The sequence below is a fragment of the Streptomyces sp. 2-1 genome, from assembly GCF_048564895.1.
In the GTDB taxonomy this organism is placed as follows: domain Bacteria; phylum Actinomycetota; class Actinomycetes; order Streptomycetales; family Streptomycetaceae; genus Streptomyces; species Streptomyces phaeochromogenes.
The window spans coordinates 6,641,651-6,667,010 of sequence record NZ_CP183383.1 but is presented as its reverse complement, the minus strand read 5'-3'; the positions used below and the strand labels follow the sequence as shown (position 1 = coordinate 6,667,010).

21 protein-coding genes and 1 tRNA gene are annotated in these 25,360 nt (G+C 70.6%); 13 read left to right on the top strand and 9 right to left on the bottom strand.

Translation table 11 applies throughout. The features are described 5' to 3' along the window. Positions 1-119 precede the first annotated feature (119 nt). Together ACN20J_RS29525 and ACN20J_RS29520 are read right to left on the bottom strand one after the other, a co-directional pair. Positions 120-3,167, bottom strand: a complete 3,048-nt coding sequence (locus tag ACN20J_RS29525; protein ID WP_419667200.1) for an SUKH-4 family immunity protein — start codon at positions 3,165-3,167, stop codon at positions 120-122. 7 nt (positions 3,168-3,174) lie between these two features. Continuing rightward, a complete protein-coding gene (locus ACN20J_RS29520; RefSeq protein ID WP_189837109.1) occupies positions 3,175-4,170 on the bottom strand; it encodes an SMI1/KNR4 family protein in 996 nt (331 codons plus the stop codon). A gap of 249 nt (positions 4,171-4,419) precedes the next feature. Between ACN20J_RS29520 and ACN20J_RS29515 the strand changes: the two genes are divergently transcribed. Both ACN20J_RS29515 and ACN20J_RS29510 read left to right on the top strand, forming a co-directional pair. Further along, positions 4,420-4,923 (top strand): YwqJ-related putative deaminase, encoded by a 504-nt coding sequence (locus tag ACN20J_RS29515; RefSeq protein ID WP_189837108.1) that lies wholly within the window; start codon positions 4,420-4,422, stop codon positions 4,921-4,923. Positions 4,924-5,017: 94 nt separating this feature from the next. Continuing rightward, complete coding sequence (locus ACN20J_RS29510; RefSeq protein ID WP_189837107.1) at positions 5,018-5,530, top strand: SUKH-3 domain-containing protein; 513 nt, start codon at positions 5,018-5,020, stop codon at positions 5,528-5,530. Positions 5,531-5,656: 126 nt separating this feature from the next. Here the strand turns inward: ACN20J_RS29510 and ACN20J_RS29505 are convergent, their stop codons facing one another. Further along, the gene (locus tag ACN20J_RS29505; protein WP_190229141.1) at positions 5,657-6,985 is read right to left on the bottom strand and encodes a sensor histidine kinase; all 1,329 of its coding nucleotides are present in this window, start codon (positions 6,983-6,985) and stop codon (positions 5,657-5,659) included. A 286-nt stretch (positions 6,986-7,271) separates the two neighbouring features. On the opposite strand from ACN20J_RS29505, the gene ACN20J_RS29500 reads away from it, so the two are divergent. The 6 genes from ACN20J_RS29500 (at position 7,272) to ACN20J_RS29475 (ending at position 12,133) form a co-directional block, all read left to right on the top strand. Further along, positions 7,272-7,343 (top strand) — tRNA-Gln (locus tag ACN20J_RS29500). 129 nt (positions 7,344-7,472) lie between these two features. Further along, positions 7,473-8,921, top strand: a complete 1,449-nt coding sequence (gene glmU, locus ACN20J_RS29495; RefSeq protein WP_190229140.1) for a bifunctional UDP-N-acetylglucosamine diphosphorylase/glucosamine-1-phosphate N-acetyltransferase GlmU — start codon at positions 7,473-7,475, stop codon at positions 8,919-8,921. Positions 8,922-9,042: 121 nt separating this feature from the next. After that, the gene (locus ACN20J_RS29490; protein ID WP_055617955.1) at positions 9,043-10,014 is read left to right on the top strand and encodes a ribose-phosphate diphosphokinase; all 972 of its coding nucleotides are present in this window, start codon (positions 9,043-9,045) and stop codon (positions 10,012-10,014) included. Between the two features lie 201 nt (positions 10,015-10,215). After that, a complete protein-coding gene (locus ACN20J_RS29485) occupies positions 10,216-10,803 on the top strand; it encodes a 50S ribosomal protein L25/general stress protein Ctc (protein WP_189837105.1) in 588 nt (195 codons plus the stop codon). Positions 10,804-10,897: 94 nt separating this feature from the next. Then, on the top strand, positions 10,898-11,509 hold the full coding sequence (gene pth / locus ACN20J_RS29480) for an aminoacyl-tRNA hydrolase (protein WP_055617957.1): 612 nt from the start codon (positions 10,898-10,900) through the stop codon (positions 11,507-11,509). Between the two features lie 138 nt (positions 11,510-11,647). Then, complete coding sequence (locus ACN20J_RS29475) at positions 11,648-12,133, top strand: hypothetical protein (protein ID WP_189837103.1); 486 nt, start codon at positions 11,648-11,650, stop codon at positions 12,131-12,133. Between the two features lie 66 nt (positions 12,134-12,199). Here the strand turns inward: ACN20J_RS29475 and ppc are convergent, their stop codons facing one another. Continuing rightward, complete coding sequence (gene ppc / locus ACN20J_RS29470) at positions 12,200-14,932, bottom strand: phosphoenolpyruvate carboxylase (protein WP_189837102.1); 2,733 nt, start codon at positions 14,930-14,932, stop codon at positions 12,200-12,202. 296 nt (positions 14,933-15,228) lie between these two features. Between ppc and ACN20J_RS29465 the strand changes: the two genes are divergently transcribed. Both ACN20J_RS29465 and ACN20J_RS29460 read left to right on the top strand, forming a co-directional pair. Further along, on the top strand, positions 15,229-16,242 hold the full coding sequence (locus ACN20J_RS29465; RefSeq protein WP_190229138.1) for an acyl-CoA desaturase: 1,014 nt from the start codon (positions 15,229-15,231) through the stop codon (positions 16,240-16,242). Next, positions 16,239-16,910: a TetR/AcrR family transcriptional regulator gene (locus ACN20J_RS29460; RefSeq protein WP_055617961.1), complete on the top strand. Its 672-nt coding sequence runs from the start codon at positions 16,239-16,241 to the stop codon at positions 16,908-16,910. Before ACN20J_RS29465 ends, ACN20J_RS29460 begins: the two co-directional genes overlap by 4 nt. A 243-nt stretch (positions 16,911-17,153) precedes the next feature. Here ACN20J_RS29460 and ACN20J_RS29455 read toward each other — a convergent pair whose 3' ends face one another. Continuing rightward, on the bottom strand, positions 17,154-17,969 hold the full coding sequence (locus tag ACN20J_RS29455) for a trans-aconitate 2-methyltransferase (RefSeq protein WP_190229137.1): 816 nt from the start codon (positions 17,967-17,969) through the stop codon (positions 17,154-17,156). Positions 17,970-18,117: 148 nt separating this feature from the next. On the opposite strand from ACN20J_RS29455, the gene ACN20J_RS29450 reads away from it, so the two are divergent. Then, positions 18,118-18,615, top strand: a complete 498-nt coding sequence (locus tag ACN20J_RS29450) for a MarR family winged helix-turn-helix transcriptional regulator (protein ID WP_055617964.1) — start codon at positions 18,118-18,120, stop codon at positions 18,613-18,615. Here the strand turns inward: ACN20J_RS29450 and ACN20J_RS29445 are convergent. Further along, the gene (locus ACN20J_RS29445) at positions 18,574-19,341 is read right to left on the bottom strand and encodes a LuxR C-terminal-related transcriptional regulator (RefSeq protein ID WP_055617965.1); all 768 of its coding nucleotides are present in this window, start codon (positions 19,339-19,341) and stop codon (positions 18,574-18,576) included. The genes ACN20J_RS29450 and ACN20J_RS29445 overlap by 42 nt on opposite strands. A 251-nt stretch (positions 19,342-19,592) precedes the next feature. Between ACN20J_RS29445 and ACN20J_RS29440 the strand changes: the two genes are divergently transcribed. Then, the gene (locus ACN20J_RS29440) at positions 19,593-20,048 is read left to right on the top strand and encodes a GNAT family N-acetyltransferase (RefSeq protein WP_419668984.1); all 456 of its coding nucleotides are present in this window, start codon (positions 19,593-19,595) and stop codon (positions 20,046-20,048) included. Between the two features lie 238 nt (positions 20,049-20,286). Here ACN20J_RS29440 and galK read toward each other — a convergent pair whose 3' ends face one another. Genes galK through galT form a run of 3 tightly spaced genes read right to left on the bottom strand, consistent with a single transcriptional unit; the run spans position 20,287 to position 23,500 of the window. Beyond that, positions 20,287-21,453, bottom strand: a complete 1,167-nt coding sequence (galK, locus tag ACN20J_RS29435; protein WP_361901379.1) for a galactokinase — start codon at positions 21,451-21,453, stop codon at positions 20,287-20,289. Beyond that, entirely contained in the window at positions 21,453-22,442 is a 990-nt protein-coding gene (galE, locus tag ACN20J_RS29430) for a UDP-glucose 4-epimerase GalE (protein WP_190229136.1), read from the bottom strand. The genes galK and galE overlap by 1 nt, the downstream gene beginning before the upstream one ends. Then, the gene (gene galT / locus ACN20J_RS29425) at positions 22,439-23,500 is read right to left on the bottom strand and encodes a galactose-1-phosphate uridylyltransferase (protein WP_189837097.1); all 1,062 of its coding nucleotides are present in this window, start codon (positions 23,498-23,500) and stop codon (positions 22,439-22,441) included. The genes galE and galT overlap by 4 nt, the downstream gene beginning before the upstream one ends. Positions 23,501-23,627: 127 nt before the next feature. Here galT and ACN20J_RS29420 point away from each other — a divergent pair, with 127 nt between their 5' ends. Beyond that, positions 23,628-25,346 (top strand): sodium:solute symporter family protein, encoded by a 1,719-nt coding sequence (locus ACN20J_RS29420; RefSeq protein ID WP_190229135.1) that lies wholly within the window; start codon positions 23,628-23,630, stop codon positions 25,344-25,346. The last annotated feature ends 14 nt before the right edge of the window (positions 25,347-25,360 follow it).

Here is a 25,360-nt window from a genome sequence, read left to right as displayed (position 1 = left end):
AAGAAGTCGGGCATGAATGTGACGCAAAAGGGCCGGGCCCGGTCAACCGACCGGGCCCGGCCCTCTCGTACTCAGCACTCGACGTCTGTCACACCGACGTCAGTCACGTCGACGTCGCGTCACAGCAAGCCGTCCCACATCTCTTCCAGCAGCACCGACCACCAGCTCTCCGGCGAACCGAGCGCCGCCGGGTCGAGCGCGGCCAACTGCGCCTGGAAGTCGACGGTCCAGCGGCCCGCCTGCTCCTGGTTGAGACCGAAGCGAAGACGCCACATACGGCCCAGCAGCGCGAGGCTGCGCGCGAACTCGGGCAGCCCCGTGTTCACGAACTGCGGTGGTACGGAAGCGCCGCCGGGGCCCGCCTCCACGGGCACGGCCACGATGTGTGCCGTCCCGTACTGGACGCAGATCGCCTTGCCGAAGTCGCTGCCCATGACGAGGTACGAGCCCGCGTCCGCGGACGGCTGGACGCCACGCTCCTGCGCCAGTTCGGCGAGCGTCGGCACCGGGCGGCCCGGCTGGGCCTGCGCCCAGAAGAACGGGTTCATGTCGAGGGGCAGTCCGGCCACCACCAGCGTGTGCGCCACGATCGGCGGCACACCCTGCCGGGACACGGCCGCCTGGTCGAACCGGAACAGTCCCGGTCCGAAGGCCGCCGCCAGCTCCTGCCCGATCGCCTCCGGCGGGATCGGCGGCGCGGGCTGCACCGGCGGCAGCGGCGCCCGTACGGGTCCGGGCCTGGCCGGGCCGTCCGCGACCTGGTGCAACTCGCCCTGGTGCGCGAGCAGTTGGGCCATGCCCTGCTGACGGCTCGCGTGATCCGTGCCGTACGAGGCGATGCTGGTGATCCGCGCCTGCGGCCAGCTCTCCCGGATCATCCGGGCGCAGTACGCACCCGGCAGCTCGCAGGACTCCAGCTCCGTGTGGAGCTCCAGCACCTGCTGCGGCGGCACGTTCATCGCGCGCAGCTCGTGCAGGATCTGCCACTCCGGGTGCGGGGTGCCCGGCGCGGAACGCCGGATGAGCTGCTGCTCGCTCCCGTCCTGGGCGCGGTAGCGCAGGACCGCCTGGTAGCCGGGACCGACGGTCGGCTGCCCCTGCTGGGGGTAGCCGTAGGCCGGGGGCTGCTGGCCCGGCATGGACTGGCCTGGCATCGGCTGCCCGGGGAAGGGCTGTTGACCGGGCGGAGGCATGCCCGGGGCGCCCGGCGGCATCCCGGGAGGCGCCTGGGGCGGCGGGACCGCGCCCGGGCCTGCGCTCGGGGGACCGGACAGCATGGTCTCCGCGTGGTGGACGCCACCGGGTGTGCCAGGGGCGCCGGGGGCGCCGGGGGCACCTGGCCCGCCAGGACCTCCCGGTCCACCCGGAGCGCCGGGAGCACCCGGAGCGCCCGGAGGCTGGGGCGCGCCGGGCCCACCCACCGACGGACCGGCGAGCATGGTCGCGGCGTGGTGGACGCCACCGGCGGGCGTACCGCCGGGGGAGTTGGGCGCGCCAGGAGGCTGCGGGGCACCCGGAGTACCGGGCGCACCAGGGGGCTTGGGCGCGCCGGGCTGGTTCGGGTCGGCGAGCATGGTCGCCGCGTGGTGGACCCCGCCCGGAGGCGTCCCGCCCGGGGTACCCGGAGCGCCGGGGGCACCCGGGGCTCCAGGAGGCTGCGGGGTCCCGGGCCCGCCCGGCCCGTCGGGGCCGAGCTGCGAGACCATCTGCGTCGGTACGTACCCACCGGCCGGCGCACCCGGACCGGACGCGGGAGCCGCACCACCCGGACGCGCGCCGGGCGTTCCGGGCGCACCCGGAGGCGGCGGCGTACCGGGCGCACCCGCACCACGGGCACCGCGCGGCGGAGCCTGCGCCTTGCTGGTGGCGGCGTCGGCGATGTCACCGGCGTTGGGGGGCAACGACCGCCCGCCCGCACCCGAACCGGGAGGCGGCTGCGGCGGATTGGGCCCGGCGGGCGCCTGCGGGGCACCCTGCGGGAAGCCGTAAGAGGGACCACCCTGCGCACCGGGCGCACCGGGAGGCGGCGTACCGGCCCCTGGCCCCTGCGGGTAGCCGTACGAGGAAGGCGCCCCGGGCGGCGGCGTACCAGGCGCACCCGGCGCACCGGGCCCACCCGGAGGTGGCGTACCGGCGCCAGGACCCTGCGGATAGCCGTACGAAGAAGGCGCCCCCGGAGGCGGGGTGCCCTGCGCACCAGGACCGCCAGGCCCACCCGGGCCGGCCGGAGCCCCCGGGCCCTGCGGGAACGAGGGCGGGTTCGGGTTCGGGTTCGGGTCGTTCAGCGCGGGCGCGACGGTCGTGCTCGGGAGCTGGCTGCCGCCCGAGATCAGCCTGGTCTGGGCCTCGGGTGCCGCCTCGGGCTCCGACGGCCTGCCACCGGCGCCCCCGTCCCCGACGTCCCTTATCTGCGGCGCGTACACGGTCGCGGGCAGCGGCACCGAACGGTCGTCGCCCGCGTCGGCGTTGGTGTCGGTCCCGGCCCACGGCGTCGCGTCGGCGGGCACCCCGGAACCGCCCGAGGCCTCCCCGCCGGCGGCGGGCCACGACGTACCGCCACCCGGAGCGGAGGACGCCCCGGGGCCACCGCCGGGCCCGGGCAACGTCTCGGGAATCGCCCCTCCGGCACCGGCCCCTCCATGGGCGGGACCGGCGGAACCGCCGGGCGGAACCGCGTCACTGGCGGCGGCAGCGGCGGCGGGCCGAGATCCGGCCCCGTCCGACGAGCGGGGCGAACCGCCGCCCGACGACCCGCTCGACGACCCGCCGGACGTCCGGTCCCGTCGGTCCGGAATGCCCATCCGGTCCGCCGCCTCCTGGAGCCACTCGGGCGGCGTCAACAGGAAGGAAGTCTGGTTGAGGTCGACGCGCGCGGGAGGCGCGGGCGCCGGATCGGGTGCCGCGTCCGGCAGGCCGTACTCCTCCTCGTACCGGCGGATCACCTCGCCCACCGGCAGCGAGGGCCACAGGGTGGCCTCTCCGCTGTCGCGGGCGATGACGAGCCGCTGGGCGCCGCCGTCGGACCGCGGTCCTTCGGCGCGGTCCTCGGCCCACACCACGAATCCGAGTTCGAACTCCCGGACCCGCACCTCGCGGTGCTGGTAGCCGGGCACATCCCCGTTGATCCACTCTTCCGCGCGCTCCTGCGCCTGCGCGAAGGTCACCATCGGACGCTCACTCCCCCACCGAAGACACCGCGGACACCGACACAGCCCGCGCGAATCCACCGTCCACCATCAGATTCGCCACGGTCTCCAGCTCGGGCGGATTGCCCGCGAGCCGGGCCAGGAACTGGTCGAAGTCGTCCCCGCAGGGCAGCAGCAGCCGCTGCACACGCTCCGGGGGCGCCCACAGATCCTGGTCACGGGCGTCGTCGTACGCGCAGAACCACATGGACCCGACCTTCTCGCCCTTGACCTTCACGGCGAGCAGACCGCCCTGGACGAAACCGACGCCCAGGTAGTCCTTGGTGAGGTGGTCCCGCAGACATTTGTTGACGTACACGAGGTCGTTGACGGCGGCCTCGTCACGCACGGTGAAGAACGGCTGGTCGACCAGCAGTCCCAGCTCGGCGTCGAGCGCGGCCCCCATCGGGGCGCACCCGCCGGCGGCCTTCAGGAACGACCGGTACGCGCCGGGCAGCCGGTAGCCGAGGTCCTCCTCGACGCCCAGCACCTGCTGCTCGGTCACCGCGACGGCGGCCTTGGGCAGCCCGAAGTGCGCGGGCCGCGTCTCCTGAAGGGGCCGGGTCCCGCGCTTGTTCTGGTCGACGGCGGCGGTGGCAAGTCCGCCGTGGTGCCGCAGAAGCGCCTTCACCTCGACCGGTACGAGCTCCAGCCGCCGGGTCCCCGGCACGTGGTGCCAGGTCCAGCCGTGCGGAGTGGCGACGGACGGGATGGTGTCCCACAGGTCGTGACCGTCCGCGGCCATGGCGGCGTTCGCGGACACGTAGTCCGTCAGCCGGAGTTCGTCGACCCCGAACCCCTCGGGCGGCTCGGCGATCTCCGCGGCGGCACGCGCATAGAACGAGAAGTCGGGATAGCCGCGCTCGTCGACACGTACACCTCTCGGGTGACGCGCCGCCCGGACCGGGTCCGGGAAGTGCACGACCTGCCCGGCGTAGGCCGCGTTCGGCGGCGCGGCTTGCTGCCCGAGCCGACCTGTCGTCATGGCGGTTGCCCCCTGCGGCGTTCTGAAGGATCGCGGATATCGACAGCCTATGCGGTTGAACGACACCGGTCACCGGGCCTCCGGTTCCGTACCGGCCAGCGGGGCTCCGGTTCCGTGACCTGCCGTCATCGGGCCGTGACGGTGCGGCGAAGACCGTGCGTGTCGCGGCGCCCCAGCTTCCGCACCAGCCACGGAGTTTGGCACTCTGTCCGAGCACCGGGGGATGCGGTAAGGGGAGGAAACAGGACGATGAACTCAACGCAGACAGGCAGATCTGGTGATCCCAGGGTGGGCTGGAGCAACACCGAGCCGCCCGTCACTCCCACACTCCTCCACCGCCGGGACGGCATACTTCCGACCATCGCCGCCGCCCTGTCCGTACGGGGCGCGACCCTCACCGGCACGGCGGGCCGGGGCGACCAGCCGCCGCCGCTCCACCCGCTGGTCCGGGACTTCCTCGACACACTGACGAGCGGACAGCGTGACCGCTTCACCGGCCGCTGCGCCGAAGTGATCCTCATCTCCCGCCACATCACGGCGGTGGACGCGGACCGTTCCAAACGGGCCGCCCGGAAACCCATGACCAACGGAGAGGCCCGCAAGTCCCTCAAGCAGGCCAAACTCACCGCCCGCCGCATCCGCGAGGACGGCGACCCGCTGCACGGCAGTTTCGCGCCGCCCTGCGGCTCCTGCACCGCGCTCAGCGCCCACTTCGGCGTACGCATCGTCGACCCGACGGCACCGGAGGACTGACAAACCCCTCTTCCCCCACACAGGGCGTCATCAGCGCCCCTTGCAGAAGCCGCCGAACCACCACCGCGGCAGCTCAGACGAACGCGAAGGTCCGATGCACACCGACCGCACCTCCCCCTCCCCCACACCGACCTCGACCCGGTTCTCCGCCGTGGTCGACGCCGCGCTGCGCGCCGCGGGATGGCAGCCGGGACGCTGGGACATAAAGCAGGCCGAGATCTGGGCCGACACCCTGCGCAGCCACGAGTCGCCGGCCGGTCACCGGCACTCCGTGTTCCCGGCGGCGGTGGAGGCCTGGGCGGAGTTCGGCGGTCTCCACATCCCCGCCACGGCCCCCGGCCGCCAGATCGCACCGACGCCGCTGCACCTGGACCCTCTGCACGGCCTCCACATGGCCCGTACGCTCGTGGACCTGGGCAGAGCGCTGGACAGCGAAGTGGCCCCGCTGGGCGAGGAGTCCGACACCAGAGCCCTGCTCGCCATCGACGCGGAGGGCCGCACCTACACCCTCGACCACACGGGCGACTGGTACCTGGGCGCCACCATCGACCAGGCCCTGACCACGCTCGTCTCGGGCCTGGAACCGGTACGCCTGACGGCCGGCTGAACGGGCCCGGGCCTTCCTGGGACGGTCACGACAGGCCCCGTGGCGGCGGGACTCACCCCGAGCCGGCTCACGCCACACCGGACCGGCTCAAGCAACCCCGGACGGCTAAAGCAACCCCGGACCGGCTCACGCCTCGGCCGGAATCACCGCCGAGACCCGGAAGCCGCCGGCGTCGGTCGGGCCGGACACGAACACGCCGCCGAGCCCCAGGACCCGCTCCTTCATCCCCACAAGCCCGTTCCCCCCGCTGGGCAGCCGTGCGTCGGACGCGGCGCCGGGCTCGGGGGGCGGGCCGTTCTCCACCTGCATGGCGATCTCGGCCCCGCGATGCGCGACCCGCACCCGGGTCTTCGCCCCCGCCGCGTGCTTGTGGACGTTGGTCAGCGCCTCCTGCACCACGCGGTAGGCGGTCTGCTCAACCAGGGCCGCGTAGCCCCGGGCGTCCCCCTCCACGAACAGCTCGACGACCATCCCCGCGGCGGCGGACTGCCCCACCAGCTCCTGGAGGTCGTCGAGGCAGGGGCCCTCACCCGCCTCCTCCATCACGGCCCGGGACGCCGCGGCGGCGGCCGCGACCCCCACCGCGGCGAGCGGCACGGTCTGCATCCGCACGGAGGAACCGCCGTAACCGCCCTCGCCCGTACGCAGCACCCCGAGCATCTCCCGCAGCTCGGTCAGCGCCTGCCGTCCCATGTCGCCCACGAGCGAGGCGTTCTTGACGGCCTTCTCCGGGTCCTTGCGCGCCACGGCCTGCAGCGCCGCCGCGTGCACGACCATCAGGCTCACCCGGTGCGCGACGACGTCGTGCATCTCGCGGGCGATCCGGGTCCGCTCCTCGTTGCGCGCCCACTCCGCCCGCTCCTCGGCCCGCTCGGCCAGCAGCTGCAACTCCCGCTCCAGGGAGTCGGCCCGCTCCCGCAGACTCTCCATCAGCCGCCGCCTGGCCCCCACGTACAGCCCGAGCAGGATCGGCGGCGCGGTCATCCCGAGCGAGGTGGTGATGGACACGAACGGCACGAACCAGTCGCCCACCATGCTCAGATCGCCCCGCACCATCCCCTGGTGCGCGCGCACGTACGTGACGATGAGCATGCCCACCATCGACATACCGGCCAGCGCCCCGATGATCCGCCGGGGCATCTCGGACGCGGCGAGCGTGTAGAGCCCGACGAGCCCCATCAGGAACCCCATCTGGGCCGGTGTGATGGCGATCGACACCAGCACCACGGCGATGGGCCACCGCCTCCGGAACAACAGCACGGACCCGGCGAGGGCCCCGAACACCATCCCGGCGGGCACCGGCACGCCCGCCGCGTCCGCGAAGGGATACCCCTCGATCGCACACTCCACGGCGGACACCAGCGCGAGCGTCCCGTCGAGCACCGCGCTGCGCCACCTCGCCCACCACCACGGCCCGGTCAGGGTCGCGGTGTGGTCTTCCCCCGTCGTGGTCATGCCTCCAGCCTACGGTCGCCCCCCGCCGCTTTTCCGGTGAGTTTCGCGTACTGGCCTACACCACTCGCCGTAATCGAACAGACACGAAACCATCCGCAATCCGCCGAAAACCCAGAACCGGCGCAAGCCGCCCCCGAGTCACCCCACGCCCGCCCCGCACCACCCGGTACCACCCGGCTCGACCCCGGCACCGTCGAAGTACCGTCGCACCGAAGGCACCCGGTACGGCATAGTGTTGGATGTCGACTCGGCAGCCGGACCGGATCTCCGGTCCCGTCGAGTTCCATCCCCCGTGGTGTAATTGGCAGCACTGTGGCTTTTGGTGCCATCTGTCCGGGTTCGAGTCCTGGCGGGGGAGCCCTACTCGAACCGGGCCCCGACCGTACTGTCAGGGCCCGCTCCCATTTCTCCCTCACAACGCCCCGGTATCCTGCGGATGTCCACTCCCCAAAGGCACCCCAGCCATCCGAAGCCGAAGGGCATCCCCGTGAGCGCCAACCGCCCGGCAGCCGTCGTCGTTCTTGCAGCGGGTGAGGGCACCCGTATGAAGTCGGCCACACCCAAGGTCCTGCACGACATCTGTGGCCGTTCCCTCGTCGGCCATGTACTCGCCGCCGCACGCGAGTTGGAGCCCGAGCACCTGGTGGTCGTCGTGGGCCACGCCCGCGAGAAGGTCACCGCGCACCTCACCGACACCGCTCCGGGCGTACGGACCGCCGTGCAGGCCGAGCAGAACGGCACGGGGCACGCCGTGCGGATGGCCCTGGAAGAGCTGGGCGGCGGCATCGACGGAACCGTCGTGGTCGTCTGCGGGGACACCCCCCTCCTCAGCGGCGCGACCCTGCGCGACCTCGCCGCCAACCACACCACCGACGGCAACGCGGTCACCGTGCTCACCGCCGAGGTCCCGGACGCCACCGGCTACGGCCGCATCGTGCGCGACGGCGCCTCCGGCGCGGTCACCGCGATCGTCGAGCACAAGGACGCCTCGGAGTCCCAGCGCGCGATCCGTGAGATCAACTCCGGTGTCTTCGCCTTCGACGGACAGCTCCTCGCGGACGCGCTCGGCAAGGTCCGCACCGACAACAGCCAGGGCGAGGAGTACCTGACCGACGTCCTCGGCATCCTCCGCGAGGCCGGGCACCGCGTCGGCGCCTCCGTGGCGGGCGACCACCGCGAGATCGCCGGCATCAACAACCGCGTCCAGCTCTCCGAGGCCCGCCGCATCCTCAACGACCGGCTGCTGGAGCGCGCGATGCTCGCCGGCGTCACCGTCGTCGACCCGGCCTCCACCTGGATCGACGTCACCGTCACCTTCGAGCAGGACGCGATCGTCCACCCGGCCACCCAGCTCCAGGGCGCCACCCACCTCGCCGAGGGCGCCGAGGTCGGCCCCAACTCCCGCCTGAAGGACACCAGGGTGGGCGCGGGCGCCCGGATCGACAACACGGTCTCCGACGGCGCCGAGGTCGGCCCCCAGGCGAGCGTGGGTCCGTACGCGTATCTCCGCCCCGGCACCCGCCTCGGACTGAAGTCCAAGGTGGGTACGTACGTGGAGACGAAGAACTCCACGATCGGCGAGGGCACGAAGGTCCCGCACCTCTCGTACGTGGGCGACGCGACGATCGGCGAGTACACGAACATCGGTGCCGCGAGCGTCTTCGTGAACTACGACGGCGAGGCGAAGCACCACACCACGGTGGGGTCGCACTGCAAGACAGGTTCGGACAACATGTTTGTGGCGCCTGTCACGGTCGGGGACGGTTCCTACACCGCCGCGGGCTCCGTCATCACGAAGGACGTGCCGGCCGGTTCACTGGCCGTCGCCCGGGGCCAGCAGCGGAATATCGAGGGCTGGGTGGCCCGGAAGCGTCCCGGAAGCGCTGCCGCGAAGGCGGCGGAGGCGGCTGCCCGGGAGTCGGCCGGCGAAAGCTGACCGGAAAGCGGTGGGTCGGACTCGGCGTACCGTGATAGATGCACACCCGCACACCCAGCTGGGACCGCATCTGAGAACACATCTCAACATCCAGCTGAGACACCTCTGAGGAGACAGTGCTGTGACCGGGATCAAGACGACCGGCGAGAAGAAGATGATGTTCTTCTCCGGCCGCGCCCACCCCGAGCTTGCCGAGGAGGTCGCCCACCAGCTGGGTGTCGGGGTCGTCCCGACGAAGGCCTTCGACTTCGCCAACGGCGAGATCTACGTCCGCTACGAGGAGTCGGCCCGCGGCGCCGACTGCTTCCTCATCCAGAGCCACACCGCTCCGATCAACAAATGGATCATGGAGCAGCTCATCATGATCGATGCTCTGAAGCGGGCCTCCGCCCGGAGCATCACCGTGATCATGCCGTTCTACGGTTACGCCCGGCAGGACAAGAAGCACCGCGGACGTGAACCGATCTCGGCCCGTCTGATCGCCGACATGATGAAGACGGCCGGCGCCGACCGTCTTCTGACGGTCGATCTGCACACCGACCAGATCCAGGGCTTCTTCGACGGTCCCGTGGATCATCTGTTCTCGCTGCCGCTGCTCGCGGACTACGTGGGCCACAAGGTGGACCGCTCCAAGCTCACGGTCGTCTCGCCGGACGCCGGCCGCGTGCGCGTGGCCGACCGCTGGTGCGACCGCCTGGGCGCGCCCCTGGCGATCGTGCACAAGCGCCGCGACAAGGACGTCGCGAACCAGGTCACGGTCCACGAGGTCGTCGGTGACGTCGAGGGCCGGGTCTGTGTCCTGGTCGACGACATGATCGACACCGGTGGCACGATCTGCGCCGCCGCGGACGCGCTGTTCGCGCACGGCGCGGAGGACGTCATCGTGACGGCCACGCACGGTGTGCTCTCCGGTCCGGCCGCCGACCGGCTGAAGAACTCCAAGGTCAGCGAGTTCATCTTCACGGACACGCTGCCCACCCCGGGCGAGCTGGAGCTCGACAAGATCACCGTGCTGTCGATCGCGCCCACCATCGCCAACGCGGTGCGCGAGGTCTTCGAGGACGGCTCGGTGACCAGCCTGTTCGACGAGTAGACGAGAAGCAGGTCCGCCGGTCCCGAGGGGCCGCGTAGATCGATTTCTTGTACGGCCTCCCCGCCCCGTAAGCTGTCACAGTTGCTCGGCGAGGGAGGCCGCACTCTTTGGTGCGGCGGTCCGTTATCGACGCGCTCTTCGTAGCAGGCCGATGTTTTGGCCGGGTGACCACCTTCCCCAACTGTTCTACGAGGAGTGACCATGGCCGACGTCAAGCTCGCCGCCGAGACCCGCACCGAGTTCGGCAAGGGTGCCGCCCGCCGCATCCGCCGTGAGAACAAGGTTCCCGCGGTCGTCTACGGCCACGGCGCCGACCCCGTCCACATCACGCTCCCGGGCCACGAGCTCCAGCTCGCCCTGCGTACCCCGAACGTCCTGCTCACCCTGGACATCGAGGGCAAGACCGAGCTGGCGATCCCGAAGGCCGTCCAGCGCGACGCCATCAAGGGCTTCCTGGAGCACGTCGACCTGCTCACCGTGAAGCGCGGCGAGAAGGTCACCGTCGAGGTCTACGTCCACACCGAGGGCGAGCTGGCCCCGGGCGCCTTCCTGCTCGAGCACGTGCTGAGCACGCTGACGGTCGAGGCCGAGGCCACGCACATCCCCGAGTCGGTCACCGTGTCCATCGCGGGCCTGGAGGCCGGTGCCTCCATCTCCGCCAAGGACATCCCGCTGCCCGAGGGCACCACGCTGGTCATCGACGAGGACGCCGTCGTGCTCCAGGTCCTGGCCGCCCAGGCGGAGGAGCCCACCGAGGACGCCGCTGCCGACGAGGCCGCCGAGGCCTGATCCCGCACCGGATCACCGTGCACCGGCCGCCGCTCCCGAGGGGGCGGCGGCCGGTGCGCATCCCTGATCCGGGCAGCCCGCCGACCGAGGACCCATGGGAGACACGGACGTGACCACGGAACCAGGCGCCCCCTGGCTGATCGTGGGGCTCGGCAACCCCGGCCCCGAGTACGCCAGGAACCGCCACAACGTGGGCTTCATGGTGGCCGACCTCCTCGCCGAGCGGATCGGCGGGAAGTTCAAGCGGGCCGGCAAGGCGCAGGCCCAGGTGATCGAGGGCCGCATCGGCCCGCCGGGACCGGCGAACCGCCGGGTGATCCTGGCCAAGCCGATGTCGTACATGAACCTGTCGGGCGGCCCGGTCACGGCCCTGCGCGACTTCTACAAGGTGCCGACGGCGAACATCGTCGCCGTCCACGACGAACTCGACATCGACTACGGCGTGCTGCGGCTGAAGCTCGGCGGCGGCGACAACGGCCACAACGGTCTGAAGTCGATGACGAAGTCGATGGGCCCGGACTACCACCGCGTCCGTTTCGGCATCGGCCGCCCGCCGGGCCGTATGCAGGTCGCCGACTTCGTCCTGAAGGACTTCTCCGCGACGGAGCGCAAGGAACTGGACTACTTCGTGGACCGTGCGTCGGACGCGGTGGAGGCTCTGGTGATCGAGGGCCTGGAGCGGGCCCAGTCGACGTACAACTCCTGAGAGCTCCGGCCTGCTCCTGAGAAACCCGGCGGGCCGCCGGAAGGTCCGTACAAAAGGTCCGTACAACGCGGGACTTGTCCCCCCACGGAGCCCCACCGGAGTTGACCGAGCGCAGGGTCATGGCCAAAGATCGCCGCCATGCCTGCCCTCGCCTCCCGTCAGAACGCGGTCGTGGCGCTCCGGTTCGGGCAGCTCGCGGCGATGGGTACGGTCGCGGCGCTGATCCTGATCGCGGGCGTCTGGGCCTCCTGGGGCACCGCCCAGCACGTGATGCTCACCAAGGGCCGTGAACGCGGCACGATGACGGTCGCGCGATGCGCCGACGACCGGTGCACAGGCCCGTACCGGCCGCTGTCGGAAGGGTCCACCGCCCGCGACCGGGTCGTCCTCGACAGCGAGGTCGCGGTCGACAAGGGCCGCACCTACACGGTCGCCGTGAAGCCCGGCAGCGACGAGGTCGTACGCACGGGCACCGGCGGACTCCTCTACGCCTGGGCCCCGCTCGGCGGCGCGCTGCTCCTCGCCTCGATGGTGGTCGCGGGCGGCCTGCGCCTGACCCGCCTCGCCTGGGCCTTCGGCGGCGCGGGACTGACACTGCTCACGGCGGCCTTCCTGACCCTCTGAGGCCGGGCAGCGGGCCCGCGGTCCCCCGAGCCCCGAAGGGGCGCGGGGAACCGCGCTTCCGACACGTCAGCCCGTGTTGCGCAGACCGGCCGCCACGCCGTTGACCGTCAGCAGCAGGGCCCGCGACAGCAGCGGGTCGGGCTCCTCGCCGGCCGCCGCCGCATCGCGCTGCCGCTTCAGCAGGGCGACCTGGAGGTACGAGATCGGGTCCAGGTAGGCGTCGCGGATGGTGAAGGTCTGCTTCAACACCGGGTGGGCGTCGAGGAGTTCCGGCTCACCGGTGATGCGCAGCACCTCGCGCACGGTCAGCTCGTGCTCGGCCCGGATGGTCTCGAAGACGTGCTTCAGCTCGTCCGGGACGAGCGTGTCCACGTAGTGGCCGGCGATCCGCAGGTCCGTCTTCGCCAGCGTCATCTCGACGTTGGAGAGGAAGTTGCGGAAGAAGTGCCACTGCTCGTGCATCTCGTCCAGCACGCTGTCGAGACCGGCCTCGCGCAGCGCCTTCAGACCGGAGCCGACACCGAACCAGCCCGGCACGATCTGCCGCGACTGCGTCCAGCCGAACACCCAGGGGATGGCGCGCAGACCGTCGAGCGAGACGCCCGAGCCGGGGCGGCGGGAGGGCCGCGAGCCCAGGTGCAGGTCGGCGAGCTGGTCCACCGGTGTGGAGGCGAGGAAGTACGTCGGCAGGTCCGGGTCCTCGACCAGCCTGCGGTAGGCCGCGTGGGCGGCGTCGCTGACCACGTCCATGGCCGCGTCCCAGCGGGCGAGCGCCTCGTCGGACTGGCGGGGCGAGGTGTGCAGGGCCGAGGCCTGCAGCGTGGCCGCGACCGTCAGCTCCAGGTTCTCCCGCGCGAGCGACGGCACGAGGTACTTGTCGGAGATGACCTCGCCCTGCTCGGTCACCTTGATCTCGCCCTCAAGCGTGCCCCACGGCTGAGCGAGGATCGCGTCGTGCGAGGGGCCGCCGCCACGACCCACCGTGCCGCCGCGGCCGTGGAAGAGCCGCAGCCGTACGCCGTACCGATGGGCCACGTCACGCAGCCGCCGCTGCGCCCGGTGGATCTCCCACTGCGAGGTCGTGATGCCGCCGAACTTCGACGAGTCGGAGTACCCGAGCATGACTTCCTGGACATCGCCCCGCAGCGCCACGAGCCGCCGGTAGGACGGGTCGGACAGCATGTCCTCCAGGATCGTGTCCGCGGCCTTGAGCTCGTCCGTGGTCTCCAGCAGCGGCACGATGCCGATCTTCGCCCAGCCGGCGTGCAGATCGATGAGCCCGGCCTCGCGGGCCAGCACCGCCGCGGCGAACACGTCGTCGGCGCCCTGGCACATCGAGATGATGTACGACTCGATCACCTCGGGTCCGAACACCCCGAGGGCCCGCTTGACGGTCTCGAAGACACCGAGGGTCTTCTCGCCCGCCGCGTCCAGCGGTGCCGGGGTGGGCCCGAGCGGACGCCGGGACCGCAGCTCCTTGGCGAGCAGCTTGTGCCGGTACTCGCGCGGCATGTCCTCGTACCGCCACGACTCCTCGCCGAGCCGGTCGAAGAGCTGCCCCAGCGCCTGGTGGTGGGCGTCCGCGTGCTCCCGTACGTCCATGGTGGCGAGCTGGAGGCCGAAGGCGGCGAGCGTGCGGATCGTACGGTTCATGCGGCCGTCGGCGAACAGCGCGCCCCGGTGCTCGCGCAGCGAACTCTGGACGAGGGTCAGGTCCTTGAGCAGCTCGGCGGTGCCGAGGTAGTCCCGGCCGTCCTCGTGCGCGGTGCCCTTGGCGAGGCGCTGCTTGGTGTTCTCCAGCTTCTGCCGGATGCAGGTGGCCTTGAGCCGGTAGGGCTCCTCGGCGTTGAGGCGCTTGTAGCGGGGACTGATCTCCGGAAGCAGCTCCAGATCGGTCCGCAGGGAGTCCAGGAGCTCTTCGGTGGCCCCGGTGTAGCGGATGGAGTTCGACAGGAAGCCGCGCAGCTCGTCGATCAGCTCCAGGGCGTCGTTGATGCCGTGCTCGTGCTGGAGGATCAGGACGTCCCAGGTGACCTGCGGGGTCACGTTCGGGTTGCCGTCGCGGTCGCCGCCGATCCAGGTACCGAAGGTGAGCGGCCGCGTGTCCTCGGGCAGCGTCACCCCGACGCGCTCCAGCTCGGCGGTCAGGTCCTCCAGCACGTCGCCCACGGCGCCGGCGTGCAGCTCGTCCAGGTAGTAGATGGCGTTGCGGGCCTCGTCGGCGGGCTCGGGACGCACCACTCGCAGCTCGTCCGTCTGCCACACGAGGTCGATGTTCTCGGCCAGACGGGTGTCGTAGCGACGGCGGTCCGCCTCGATGACGGGGGTCTCCAGCAGGGCGGCGATCCGGCGCAGCTTGTTGAGGACGGAGCGCCTGGCCGCCTCGGTGGGGTGCGCCGTGAAGACCGGGCGAACGTTCAGGTGCTGCACGGTCGCGCGCAGGTGCTCGGGGTCGGCGTCCTTGAGCCGGTCCGCCGTGCGGGCGAGCAGTCCGCCCTCGGCGGCCCGCCTGGCGCGCAGCTCGCGGCCTCGGTGCACCTGCTCGGTGACGTTGGCCAGGTGGAAGTAGGTCGAGAAGGCGCGGACCAGCTTGGCCGCGGTCTCCAGTTCCGTGCCGCGCAGCAGCTCGGCGGCGGCTTCACCGTCCTCACGGGTGAGGCGGCGGACCTTCTCGACCAGTTCCAGAAGCTCGGGCCCCTCCTGACGTACGAGGGTCTCGCCCAGCAGATCGCCCAGGCGGCGGATGTCGGCGCGCAGCTCACTGCCGGTTGTCGTGGTCTGGTCGTCGGCACTGCTCACAGGTGCGGCTCCTTGCAGTGTTGAAGCTCGTCTGGAGGGGAACCCGTCACTTGGGCGGCGGGCGCGCATCGGCGACGGGGCATCCGGGAATGAAACAGAGCGGACCGCGCTGTCCGACCGACCTTAAGGATAGGTGTCCATACGGACGCGCAGTCTCTCGGGCTCTTGCCGCCGGGCGAGGCGCTGCCATACTTACGACGCCGTAGGTTACGGAACCGTAGGCGCGGTTTCCGGCAACCCGGCAGGCGCGATTACCGGCCACTCTCACAACCCTCGACCCCACAGGGGACGCTCCCATGACCACGAGTTCCGATGTGATCGATGACGCCCCCGAGGCGAACAACGACGACACCGCACTCCGCTCCGCCACGCTGGGCGGCGAGCAGAAGCGCTCGATCGAGCAGATCACCCTTCTCCTCTTCATCACCGTCCCCTTCCTCGCGGTCCTCGCGGCGGTGCCGCTGGCCTGGGGCTGGGGCGTGAGCTGGCTCGACCTCGGCCTGCTGGTCTTCTTCTACTACCTCGGCTGCCACGGCATCACGATCGGCTTCCACCGCTACTTCACGCACGGCGCCTTCAAGGCGAAGCGCCCCCTGCGCATCGCCCTCGCGATCGCGGGCTCGATGGCCGTCGAGGGCCCGCTGGTCCGCTGGGTGGCCGACCACCGCAAGCACCACAAGTTCTCCGACGCCGAGGGCGACCCCCACTCGCCGTGGCGCTTCGGGGAGACGGTCCCGGCACTGATGAAGGGCCTGTGGTGGGCCCACATCGCCTGGATGTTCGACGAGGAGCAGACACCGCAGGACAAGTACGCGCCGGACCTGATCAAGGACAAGGCGATCCGCACGATCTCGCGCCAGTTCCTCCTGTGGGCGGGACTGTCCCTGACACTCCCCGCCCTGATCGGCGGCCTGGTGACGATGTCCTGGTGGGGCGCGTTCACGGGCTTCTTCTGGGGCTCGCTCGTCCGGGTGGCGCTGCTGCACCACGTCACCTGGTCGATCAACTCGATCTGCCACGCGGTGGGCAAGCGCCCCTTCAAGTCGCGTGACCGCTCGGGCAACGTGTGGTGGCTGGCGGTCCTCTCCTGCGGCGAGTCCTGGCACAACCTCCACCACGCGGACCCGACCTCGGCCAGGCACGGCGTGGAGCGCGGCCAGGTGGACTCCTCGGCCCGCCTGATCCGCTGGTTCGAAATGCTCGGCTGGGCGTACGACGTGCGCTGGCCGTCACGCTCACGTATCGATTCCCGCCGCAACCCGGACGGGAAGGGCTCCCGACGCAAGGCGGAGGCCGCCGACGCGGCATGATTGACGGCGTGGCCGACTCCAGCACACCCAGCAATGAAAAGCCGCGGCGCGCCCGCCGCACCCGGATGACCGGTGCGGAGCGGCGGGCCCAGTTGCTGGAGATCGGCCGCACCCTCTTCGCCCAGAAGGGCTTCGAGGCGACATCGGTGGAGGAGATCGCGGCCAAGGCCGGCGTCTCCAAACCGGTGGTCTACGAGCACTTCGGCGGCAAGGAGGGCCTGTACGCAGTAGTGGTGGACCGCGAGATGCGCCGCCTACTGGACGGCGTAACAAGCTCACTAACGGCAGGCCATCCACGCGAGCTCTGCGAACAAGCAGCCTTCGCCCTCCTCGACTACATCGAGGAGTACACGGACGGCTTCCGCATCCTGGTCCGCGACTCCCCCATCCCCCAGTCCACCGGCTCCTTCGCATCCCTGATCTCGGACATCGCGACACAGGTGGAGGACATCCTGGGCCGCGAGTTCAAACGCCGAGGCTTCGACCCAAAACTCGCCCCCCTCTACGCCCAGGCCCTGGTCGGCATGGTCGCCCTAACCGGCCAATGGTGGCTCGACGTCCGCCGCCCCAAAAAAGCCGAGGTAGCAGCCCACCTCGTAAACCTGGCCTGGCACGGCCTGGACGGCCTGGAAGCGAAGCCGCGCCTGATAGGGCGCCGAAAGTCGTAGCCAGGGCTACAGCTCACCTGCGGCCGAGCGGGGAAGGCCGACCGCGCCCCAAAACAGCCGGTGCCCCGGCAACCCACAACCGTGCCGCACCGGCCGTACAACCAGGCGGGGTCGTGTCGGTATGTTCAGCCCGCCGCATACGGCTCCCGCTGGAAACGCCCACCCGACTACGCCGGGCAGTACGCCCCGCCGCGGCGGGCTGGACATACCGTCACGGCCCCGCCACCCACGACGCGCAGGCGCCTACCTCTTCCGAGCAACCACGAACAGCCGCCGAAACGGAAGAACCGTCCCGTACGGAGCCGTCGGATAGGCCTTGCGGAGCAGGTCGCGGTACTCCCCCACGAAGGCGTCCCGAGCCTCCGGATCATCCGCGAGGGCGGTGAGGGCGGGCCGCAACCCCGTGCCCTTGGACCAGTCGAGTACCGCGTCCTCCCCCTCCAGGAGCTGCATATAGGTGGTCTCCCAGACATCCACCGCGCACCCCAGACGGGCCAGCCGGTCCAGATACAGGAGCGGCGGATGCACGGAGTCCGTGTCGCGAAGGACGCCATCCAGGCGCCCCTTCCACCGAGCCGACGCGGCGAGCTCACGCATCAGCACATGCAGAGGCGCATCGATGTTGTTCGGGACCTGAAAGGCGAAGGTCCCGCCGGAGGCCACCGCATCGAGCCAGCCGGGGAAGGCATCCAGATGCCCCGGCACCCACTGCAGCGCCGCATTCGAGACGATCAGGTCGTACGTCTCCGTCGGCGCCCAGTCCGTGAGGTCCGCGTGGGCGAAGTCCAGCCGCCCACCCCCCGCCGTGGGCCCGGCATGCTCGACCGTCCTGGCCAGCATCTCCGCGGAGTTGTCGTACCCCGTGATGTACGCGCCCGGCCACCGCTCGGCGAGCTGGACGGTGACATTGCCGGGCCCGCACCCCAGATCGGCGACCCGGGCCGGCTCGCCGGGCAGCGCCGGCACCCGGGCGAGAAGCTCGGCGAAGGGCCGGGCGCGATGTTCCGCGTGGCGCAGATACTGGCCCGGGTCCCAGGTGGGGCTGGTGGTGGCGGGCATGAGGGCCTCCTCGAAGTCACGATCGACGACGCCGCACCCGACGTCCCGACATCCCGACGGAACTCCAGCCTCACACCCGAACTATCTCGACGTCAAGAGACTTCACATCAAGAGACTTCATGTCGACACAACCACTACACTGATCGCCATGGAGGACGAGGTCGATCGGCTGGTCGCTGCGTGGCGCCGGGAGCGCCCTGACCTCGACGTGGAACCGCTCGAGGTACTCAGCCGCGTGAGCAGGCTCGCCAGGCATCTGGACCGCGCACGCAGGATCGCGTTCGCCGAGCACGCCCTGGAACCCTGGGAGTTCGACGTCCTGACGGCGCTGAGGCGCGCGGGCACCCCGTACCAACTCTCCCCCGGCCAACTGCTCACCCAGACACTCGTCACCTCGGGCACGATGACGAACCGCATCGACCGGCTCGCAAAAAAGGGCCTCGTCGAGCGCCTCCCCGACCCCAGCGACCGCCGAGGCGTACTCGTACGCCTCACCGAGGACGGCCGCGACCGAGCGGACCAGGCACTGGCCGGACTCCTCGACCAGGAGCGCGCGATCCTGGCGGAACTCAGCAGGGCCCAGCGCGGCGAACTCGCCGGGCTGCTACGCCAGCTGACCGCCCCGTTCGACAACATCCCCGGCTAGGTCGACGGGGCCGACCCCGGCCCGGCGCGCGAGCGCCACGGCGGCGAGGGTCGAGTGCACACCGAGCTTCCCCAGCACGTTCTGCATGTGCGTACGGACGGTGTGCGGCGAGAGGAACAGCCGCTCGGCGACGGCCTTGCGCCCCAGCCCCGCGACCATGCACCGCAGCACTTCCCGCTCCCGCGGAGTCAGCGACTCCACCAGCCGCTCGCTCTCCGTACGGTGTTTCCGCGCGGCGGTCAGCTCGCGCAGCACGCCGGTGAGCAGCGCGGGCGGCAGATGCGTCTCGTCCCGGAGCACGCCCCGGATGACGGTGAGCAGCCGGGACAGCGAGCAGTCCTTGGCGACCCAGCCCGAGGCACCGGCCTGCAGGGCGAGCGCCGCGCGACGCGGGTCGTCCTTCTCGGCGAGCACGACCGTACGGACGGTGGGCTGGCCCGAACGGACGCCCGCGACCAGCGAGATGCCGTCGACCAGGCCCTCTTCGTTGTTGTCGTGGACGGGTACGGCAGGGCGGGCGCCCGGCACGTTCCCGCCCAGGTCGGCGTCGACGAGGAGCACGTCGAATCTGCGGCCCTCGGCCGCCGCCCGCTCCAGGCAGCGCAGCGCGGCGGGACCGCTGCCGGCCGCGGAGACGTCCACATCGGGCTCGGCGGCCAGTGCGGCGGCGAGCGACTCGGCGAAGATACGGTGGTCGTCGACGACCAGGACACGGATGCGAACCACTGAAACCCCCACTGCTCGGGGGACGGCCGGCGCGAGTACGGCGCCCGGAGATCCCGAACTCCTCCGCTCGGAAAACGGGGTGCCGCAGCCGCACGGCCGCCGCCGTGCTGGACTGCTACCCCCACTCCGGGCGTCGTACCCGACTGTCTCGCCCCCTGATCAGCACCGGCCCCCACCGGTGCTGCTCATCAGAGTACGGCCGGGCAGCAGGAGCGGAAGGTGATTTGCAGAACTGATTGGCCAGCGCGTTTATGGTGAGCCGTATGTTTCGTATTGAGACAGAAGTCGACAAAGAGCGTAGTCAATTCCTGCGTTCACGGCTACGGGACGCGAACATGGCTGCGTCTCCTGTGCTGCGTTCTCTGCGCGGAACCCCTGGTGAACGGGAAGTTCCGCTCCAGGTGTGGGCGTTGGATCCGGCCGGTGGGGTGGCGGGGGGTCTGGTCGGGCACACGTGGGCGGGGTGGCTGCACGTCACGTATCTCTGGGTCGACGAGCGTCACCGTGGTGCGGGGCTCGGCTCGCACCTTCTGTCCCACGCGGAACATCTGGCCCGTACGTCCCGCGGTTGCCGCAGCTCGCGCCTGGAGACGTGGGACTTCCAGGCCCCGGCCTTCTACCGCAAGCAGGGCTACGAAGTCGTCTGCGAGATCCCGAACTATCCCCCCGGAATCACGGAATACACCCTGACAAAACCCCTCCCCTGACCACCCATTTCTTCGCCCCCGCCGCCCCTACCCGTCCCATCCCTTCTGGGGACTCCGCCCCCAGACCCCCGCTTTCGCGCTGAACGCGCTCGTCCTCAAACGCCGGACGGGCTGAATGTGTCAGCCCGGGCCTCGAAATCTTTAGCCCCTCCGGCGTCTGAGGAGCGGGGGTTCGGGAGCGGAGCCCCTGAGTAAGGGACGGGAATGGGTAGGGGCGGCGGGGGCGAGAAACCCCAGGTCAGCTCACCCGGCGGGCACCCTCCGAAGGCACCGCCGGGAACACCCTCGGTGCCGTGAAGCCCGCCGCCGCGAAGGACTCCTCGATCGCCTTGGTGATCGTGTCGGCGTCGGCGGACTCCACCAGGACGATCGCCGAACCGCCGAAACCGCCCCCCGTCATGCGAGCGCCAAGCGCCCCGGCCTCGTTCGCCGTAGCGACCACGAGGTCCAGCTCCGGGCAGGAGATCCGCAGATCGTCGCGCAAGGAAGCGTGCCCGGACGTGAGGATCGGCCCGATGCCACGCACGTCCCCCGCGTCCAGCAGGGCGATGACCTCATCGACACGGTGGTCGTCGGACACGACATGGCGTACGTAGCGACGAACCCGCTCGTCCGACAGACGCGCGAGGGACGCCTCCAGGTCCTCGTACCGAACGTCCCGCAGGAACGGGACGCCGAGCAGCCGCGCCCCCTCCTCGCACCCCTCCCGCCGCTCCGCGTACTCCCCGTCGCCCAGCGCATGCTTCACGCGGGTGTCGACGACGAGGAGCCGCAGCCCGTGGGCGGGCAGGTCGAAGGGGACCTGGCGGATGGAGAGGTCACGGCAGTCGAGGTGGAGGGCGTGGCCCTCGGTGGAGCAGGCGGACGCCGTCTGGTCCATGATTCCGCAGGGCACGCCCACGAAGTCGTTCTCCGCGCGCTGGGAGACCCGGGCCAGCTCGGGCCCGGACAGGCCCAGGTCGAACAGGTCGTTCAGCGCCAGGGCCGTGACGACCTCCAGCGCGGCCGAGGACGACAGACCGGCGCCCGTCGGGACCGTGGAGGCGAGGTGGATGTCCGCGCCGGTGACGGCGTGACCGGCCTCGCGCAGGACCCAGACGACACCCGCCGGATAGGCGGCCCAGCTCGTGTTCGTCAGCGGCGCCAGCTCGTCGACGTGCAGTTCGACGACCGGGCCCTCGATGTCGGCCGAGTGCAGGCGCAGCACGCCGTCGTCGCGGCGCGAGACCGCCGCCACCGCGGTGTGCGGCAGCGCGAGCGGCATCACGAAGCCCTCGTTGAAGTCCGTGTACTCGCCGATCAGGTTGACCCGGCCGGGCGCCGCCCAGACGCCCTCGGGGGCAGCCCCGTAGAGCGCCTCGAAGCCTTCCGCCACCTGACCTTCTGCTGCCTGCTGTGCCCCCACTAGCTCTCCTTCGACTTGGTGACGCCCTGCTTCGCGATGTTCTGCGCGAACTCCCACGCGTCCGCGACGATCCCCGCGAGATCCGCGCGGGACGGGTTCCAGCCGAGCCGTTCGCGGGCCGTGGCCGCGGAGGCGACGAGGACCGCCGGGTCACCGGCGCGGCGCGGGGCCGCGACCTCGGGGATCGGGTGTCCGGTCACCTGACGGACGGTCTCGACGACCTCGCGGACCGAGAAGCCGTTGCCGTTGCCGAGGTTGCAGATCAGGTGCTCGCCCGGCTGCGCCGCGGCGACGGCCAGCAGGTGGGCCTCCGCCAGGTCCGCGACGTGGATGTAGTCGCGGATGCAGGTGCCGTCGGGCGTCGGGTAGTCGTCGCCGTAGACGGAGATGGCGTCGCGGCGGCCCTGGGCGACCTGGAGGACCAGCGGGATCAGGTGCGACTCGGGGTCGTGCCGCTCGCCGCAGGTGCCGTACGCGCCCGCCACGTTGAAGTAGCGCAGCGACACCGCCGCGAGGCCGTGCGCGGCCGCCTCGCCGGTGATCATGTGGTCGACGGCGAGCTTGGAGGCGCCGTACGGGTTGGTCGGGGACGTCGGGGCGGACTCGACGATCGGGGTGGTCTCCGGCTCGCCGTAGGTCGCCGCCGTGGAGGAGAAGACCAGCTTGCGGACGCCCGCCGAGCGCATGGCGGCCAGCAGGGCCATCGTGCCGCCGACGTTGTTGTCCCAGTACTTCTCGGGCTTCACGACCGACTCGCCGACCTGCGAGAACGCGGCGAAGTGCAGCACGGCGTCGAACGAGGAGTCCAGCCACTTGGCGGCGTCGCGGATGTCGCCCTCGATGAACTCGGCGCCCGCCGGGACGCCCTCGCGGAAGCCGGTGGAGAGGTTGTCGAGGACGGTCACCTCGTGGCCCGCCTCCAGCAGATGCTGGGCGACCACGCTGCCCACATAGCCCGCACCGCCGGTGACCAGGTACTTCCCACTCATGAACTCGCTACCTCTCGCAGTCGCTGGGCCGCGGCCTCCGGCGGCACGTCGTTGATGAACACACTCATGCCGGACTCGGAACCCGCGAGGAATTTCAGCTTGCCGGAAGTGCGGCGGATGGTGAAAAGCTCGAGGTGGAGCGCGAAGTCGTCCCGCACCACACCGTCGAACTCCTCCAGCGTGCCGAACGGCGCCTGGTGCCAGGCCGAGATGTACGGCGTCCGCGGTTCACCCTCGCCGAAGATCCGGTCGAAGCGCCTCAACAGTTCCAGATAGACCTTGGGGAACTCTGTGCGCGCCTCCTCGTCGAGCCCGAGCAGGTCCGGCACGCGGCGTCGCGGGTAGAGGTGCACCTCGTACGGCCAGTGCGCGGCGAACGGCACGAAGGCCACCCAGTGCTCGGTCTCCAGCACGATCCGCTCACCGGCCAGTTCCTTCTCCAGCACGGCGTCGAAGAGGTTCTCGCCGCCCGTCCCCTCCTTGTGTGCCGCAAGTGACCGCAGCATCAAGGCCGTTCGAGGCGTCGTGAAGGGGTACGCGTAGATCTGCCCGTGCGGATGTCCGAGCGTCACGCCGATCTCGGCGCCGCGGTTCTCGAAACAGAACACCTGCTCCACGGAGGGGAGATGCGACAGCTCGGCCGTGCGGTCGGTCCACGCCTCCAGGACCAGACCGGCCTGCTCCTCGGTCAGATCCGCGAAGGACGCGTCGTGGTCCGAGGTGAAGCAGACCACCTCGCAGCGACCGGAGTCCCCGGCCAGCGACGGAAAGCGGTTCTCGAAGACCGCCACGTCGTACGAGGAGTCCGGGATCTCGCTCAGCCGGTCGCCCTCGGAGGGGCAGAGCGGGCATTCGTCGGCCGGCGGGTGGTACGTACGCCCCTGCCGGTGGGAGGCGATGGCCACCGCGTCGCCGAGCAGCGGGTCGCGGCGTACCTCCGATGTGGTGACCGTCCGGTCGAGCGGGCGCCGGTCCACCGCGTCGCGCACCGTGTCGTCGCGCGAGTCGTAGTAGATGAGCTCACGACCGTCGGCCAGCCGGGTCGAGGTCTTCTTCACGCCGGACTCCCCATCCGTACCCGATCAAAGCATTCAACAGAAGCAAACACATCAAACCACAAATCCCCACGCCAGTCATCACCACAACCAAACAAAGAACACCAAAGTGAAGTGAAGTGAGTGCTGAATGCAGACCCCCACATATCCAGCTCCCACATATCCGGCCCCCACGTCGCCCGTGCACCTGGCGGCCGAGCTGCGGCTCCCCACCAACTGGCTCGACTACACGATCCTGGCGATCTACTTCGTCGTCGTGCTCGGCATCGGCTTCGCGGCCCGCCGGTCGGTGAAGACCAGCCTCGACTTCTTCCTGTCCGGGCGTTCGCTGCCCGCCTGGGTGACCGGTCTGGCGTTCATCGCCGCCAACCTGGGCGCGACCGAGATCCTCGGCATGGCCGCCAACAGCGCCCAGTACGGCGTCTACACCGTGCACTGGTACTGGATCGGCGCCATCCCCGCCATGGTCTTCCTGGGCCTGGTGATGATGCCCTTCTACTACGGCTCGAAGGTCAGGTCCGTCCCCGAGTTCCTGCTGCTGCGCTTCGACAGGGGGGCGCATCTGCTCAGCTCGATCCTGTTCGCGTTCGCCGCGATCCTCATCGCCGGGGTGAACCTCTACGCGCTCGCGATCGTCGTCGAGGCGCTGCTCGGCTGGCCGCAGTGGGTGTCGATCGTCGTCGCGGGCTTCTTCGTGCTCGGCTACATCACCCTCGGCGGTCTGTCGTCCGCGATCTACAACGAGGTGCTGCAGTTCTTCGTGATCCTCGCCGCGCTGATCCCGCTCTCGGTGCTCGGGCTGAAGAAGGTCGGCGGCTGGGACGGCCTCACCGACTCACTGACCGCGTCCCACGGCGCCGACTTCACCACCGCGTGGGGCGGCACCGGCATCGGCAGCGACAACCCGCTCGGCGCCAACTGGCTCACCATCGTGCTCGGCCTCGGCTTCGTGCTGTCCTTCGGCTACTGGACGACCAACTTCGCCGAGGTGCAGCGCGCCCTGTCCGCCAAGAACCTCTCCGCGGCCCAGCGCACCCCGCTCATCGCCGCGTTCCCGAAGATCTTCATCGTCTTCCTGGTGATGATCCCGGGTCTCGTCGCGGCCGTGCTCGTACCGAAGATCGGGACCTCCGGGTCAGATCTCCAGTACAACGACGCGATCCCGTACCTGATGGAGGACCTGCTCCCCAACGGTGTCCTCGGCATCGCGGTGACCGGTCTGCTGGCTGCCTTCATGGCGGGCATGGCGGCCAACATCTCGTCCTTCAACACCGTCTTCACCACGGACATCTGGCAGAAGTACGTGAAGCGCGACGAGGAGGACACGTACTACGTGCGCTTCGGCCGCCTCATCACGGCGGTCGGCGTCATGGCGTCGATCGGGACGGCGTTCCTCGCCTCCTCCTTCTCGAACATCATGAGCTACCTCCAGACGCTGTTCTCCTTCTTCAACGTGCCGATGTTCGTCGTCTTCATCATCGGCATGTTCTGGAAGCGCGCGTCCATGAAGTCCGGCTTCTGGGGGCTGCTCGCGGGCACCACGGCCGCGATGATCAACTACTTCGTCCTCTACAAGCAGGACATCATCGGCATCCCCTCCGACCAGGGCGCCAACTTCGTCTCGGCGATCGCCGGGTTCGTGGCCGGCGCGGTGGTCATGTTCGCCGTCTCGCTCTTCACCGCGCCGAAGCCCGCGGAGGAACTCCAGGGCCTGGTGTACGGGACCAGCTCGCCCGGCATGGAGGAGCCGCCGGCCAAGGGCGACGACGCCTGGTACCGCAAGCCGGCGCTGCTCGGCTGGGGCGCGATCATCCTGGCCGCCGCCTGCTACATCCCCTTCTCCTTCTGACGACCGGAGGCCTG

Excerpts from the sequence above, each read along its gene's own strand:
- ACN20J_RS29525 (WP_419667200.1), bottom strand. The coding sequence starts at position 3,167 with ATGGTGACCTTCGCGCAGGCGCAGGAGCGCGCGGAAGAGTGGATCAAC.
- ACN20J_RS29450 (WP_055617964.1), top strand. The coding sequence starts at position 18,118 with ATGGAGGACGAGGTCGATCGGCTGGTCGCTGCGTGGCGCCGGGAGCGC.
- ACN20J_RS29515 (WP_189837108.1), top strand. The coding sequence starts at position 4,420 with ATGAACTCAACGCAGACAGGCAGATCTGGTGATCCCAGGGTGGGCTGG.
- ACN20J_RS29505 (WP_190229141.1), bottom strand. The coding sequence starts at position 6,985 with ATGACCACGACGGGGGAAGACCACACCGCGACCCTGACCGGGCCGTGG.
- ACN20J_RS29440 (WP_419668984.1), top strand. The coding sequence starts at position 19,593 with ATGGTGAGCCGTATGTTTCGTATTGAGACAGAAGTCGACAAAGAGCGT.
- ACN20J_RS29510 (WP_189837107.1), top strand. The coding sequence starts at position 5,018 with ATGCACACCGACCGCACCTCCCCCTCCCCCACACCGACCTCGACCCGG.
- ACN20J_RS29520 (WP_189837109.1), bottom strand. The coding sequence starts at position 4,170 with ATGACGACAGGTCGGCTCGGGCAGCAAGCCGCGCCGCCGAACGCGGCC.
- ACN20J_RS29455 (WP_190229137.1), bottom strand. The coding sequence starts at position 17,969 with ATGCCCGCCACCACCAGCCCCACCTGGGACCCGGGCCAGTATCTGCGC.
- ACN20J_RS29475 (WP_189837103.1), top strand. The coding sequence starts at position 11,648 with ATGCCTGCCCTCGCCTCCCGTCAGAACGCGGTCGTGGCGCTCCGGTTC.
- ACN20J_RS29485 (WP_189837105.1), top strand. The coding sequence starts at position 10,216 with ATGGCCGACGTCAAGCTCGCCGCCGAGACCCGCACCGAGTTCGGCAAG.
- galE (WP_190229136.1), bottom strand. The coding sequence starts at position 22,442 with ATGAGTGGGAAGTACCTGGTCACCGGCGGTGCGGGCTATGTGGGCAGC.
- pth (WP_055617957.1), top strand. The coding sequence starts at position 10,898 with ATGGGAGACACGGACGTGACCACGGAACCAGGCGCCCCCTGGCTGATC.
- ACN20J_RS29420 (WP_190229135.1), top strand. The coding sequence starts at position 23,628 with ATGCAGACCCCCACATATCCAGCTCCCACATATCCGGCCCCCACGTCG.
- ACN20J_RS29465 (WP_190229138.1), top strand. The coding sequence starts at position 15,229 with ATGACCACGAGTTCCGATGTGATCGATGACGCCCCCGAGGCGAACAAC.
- ACN20J_RS29460 (WP_055617961.1), top strand. The coding sequence starts at position 16,239 with ATGATTGACGGCGTGGCCGACTCCAGCACACCCAGCAATGAAAAGCCG.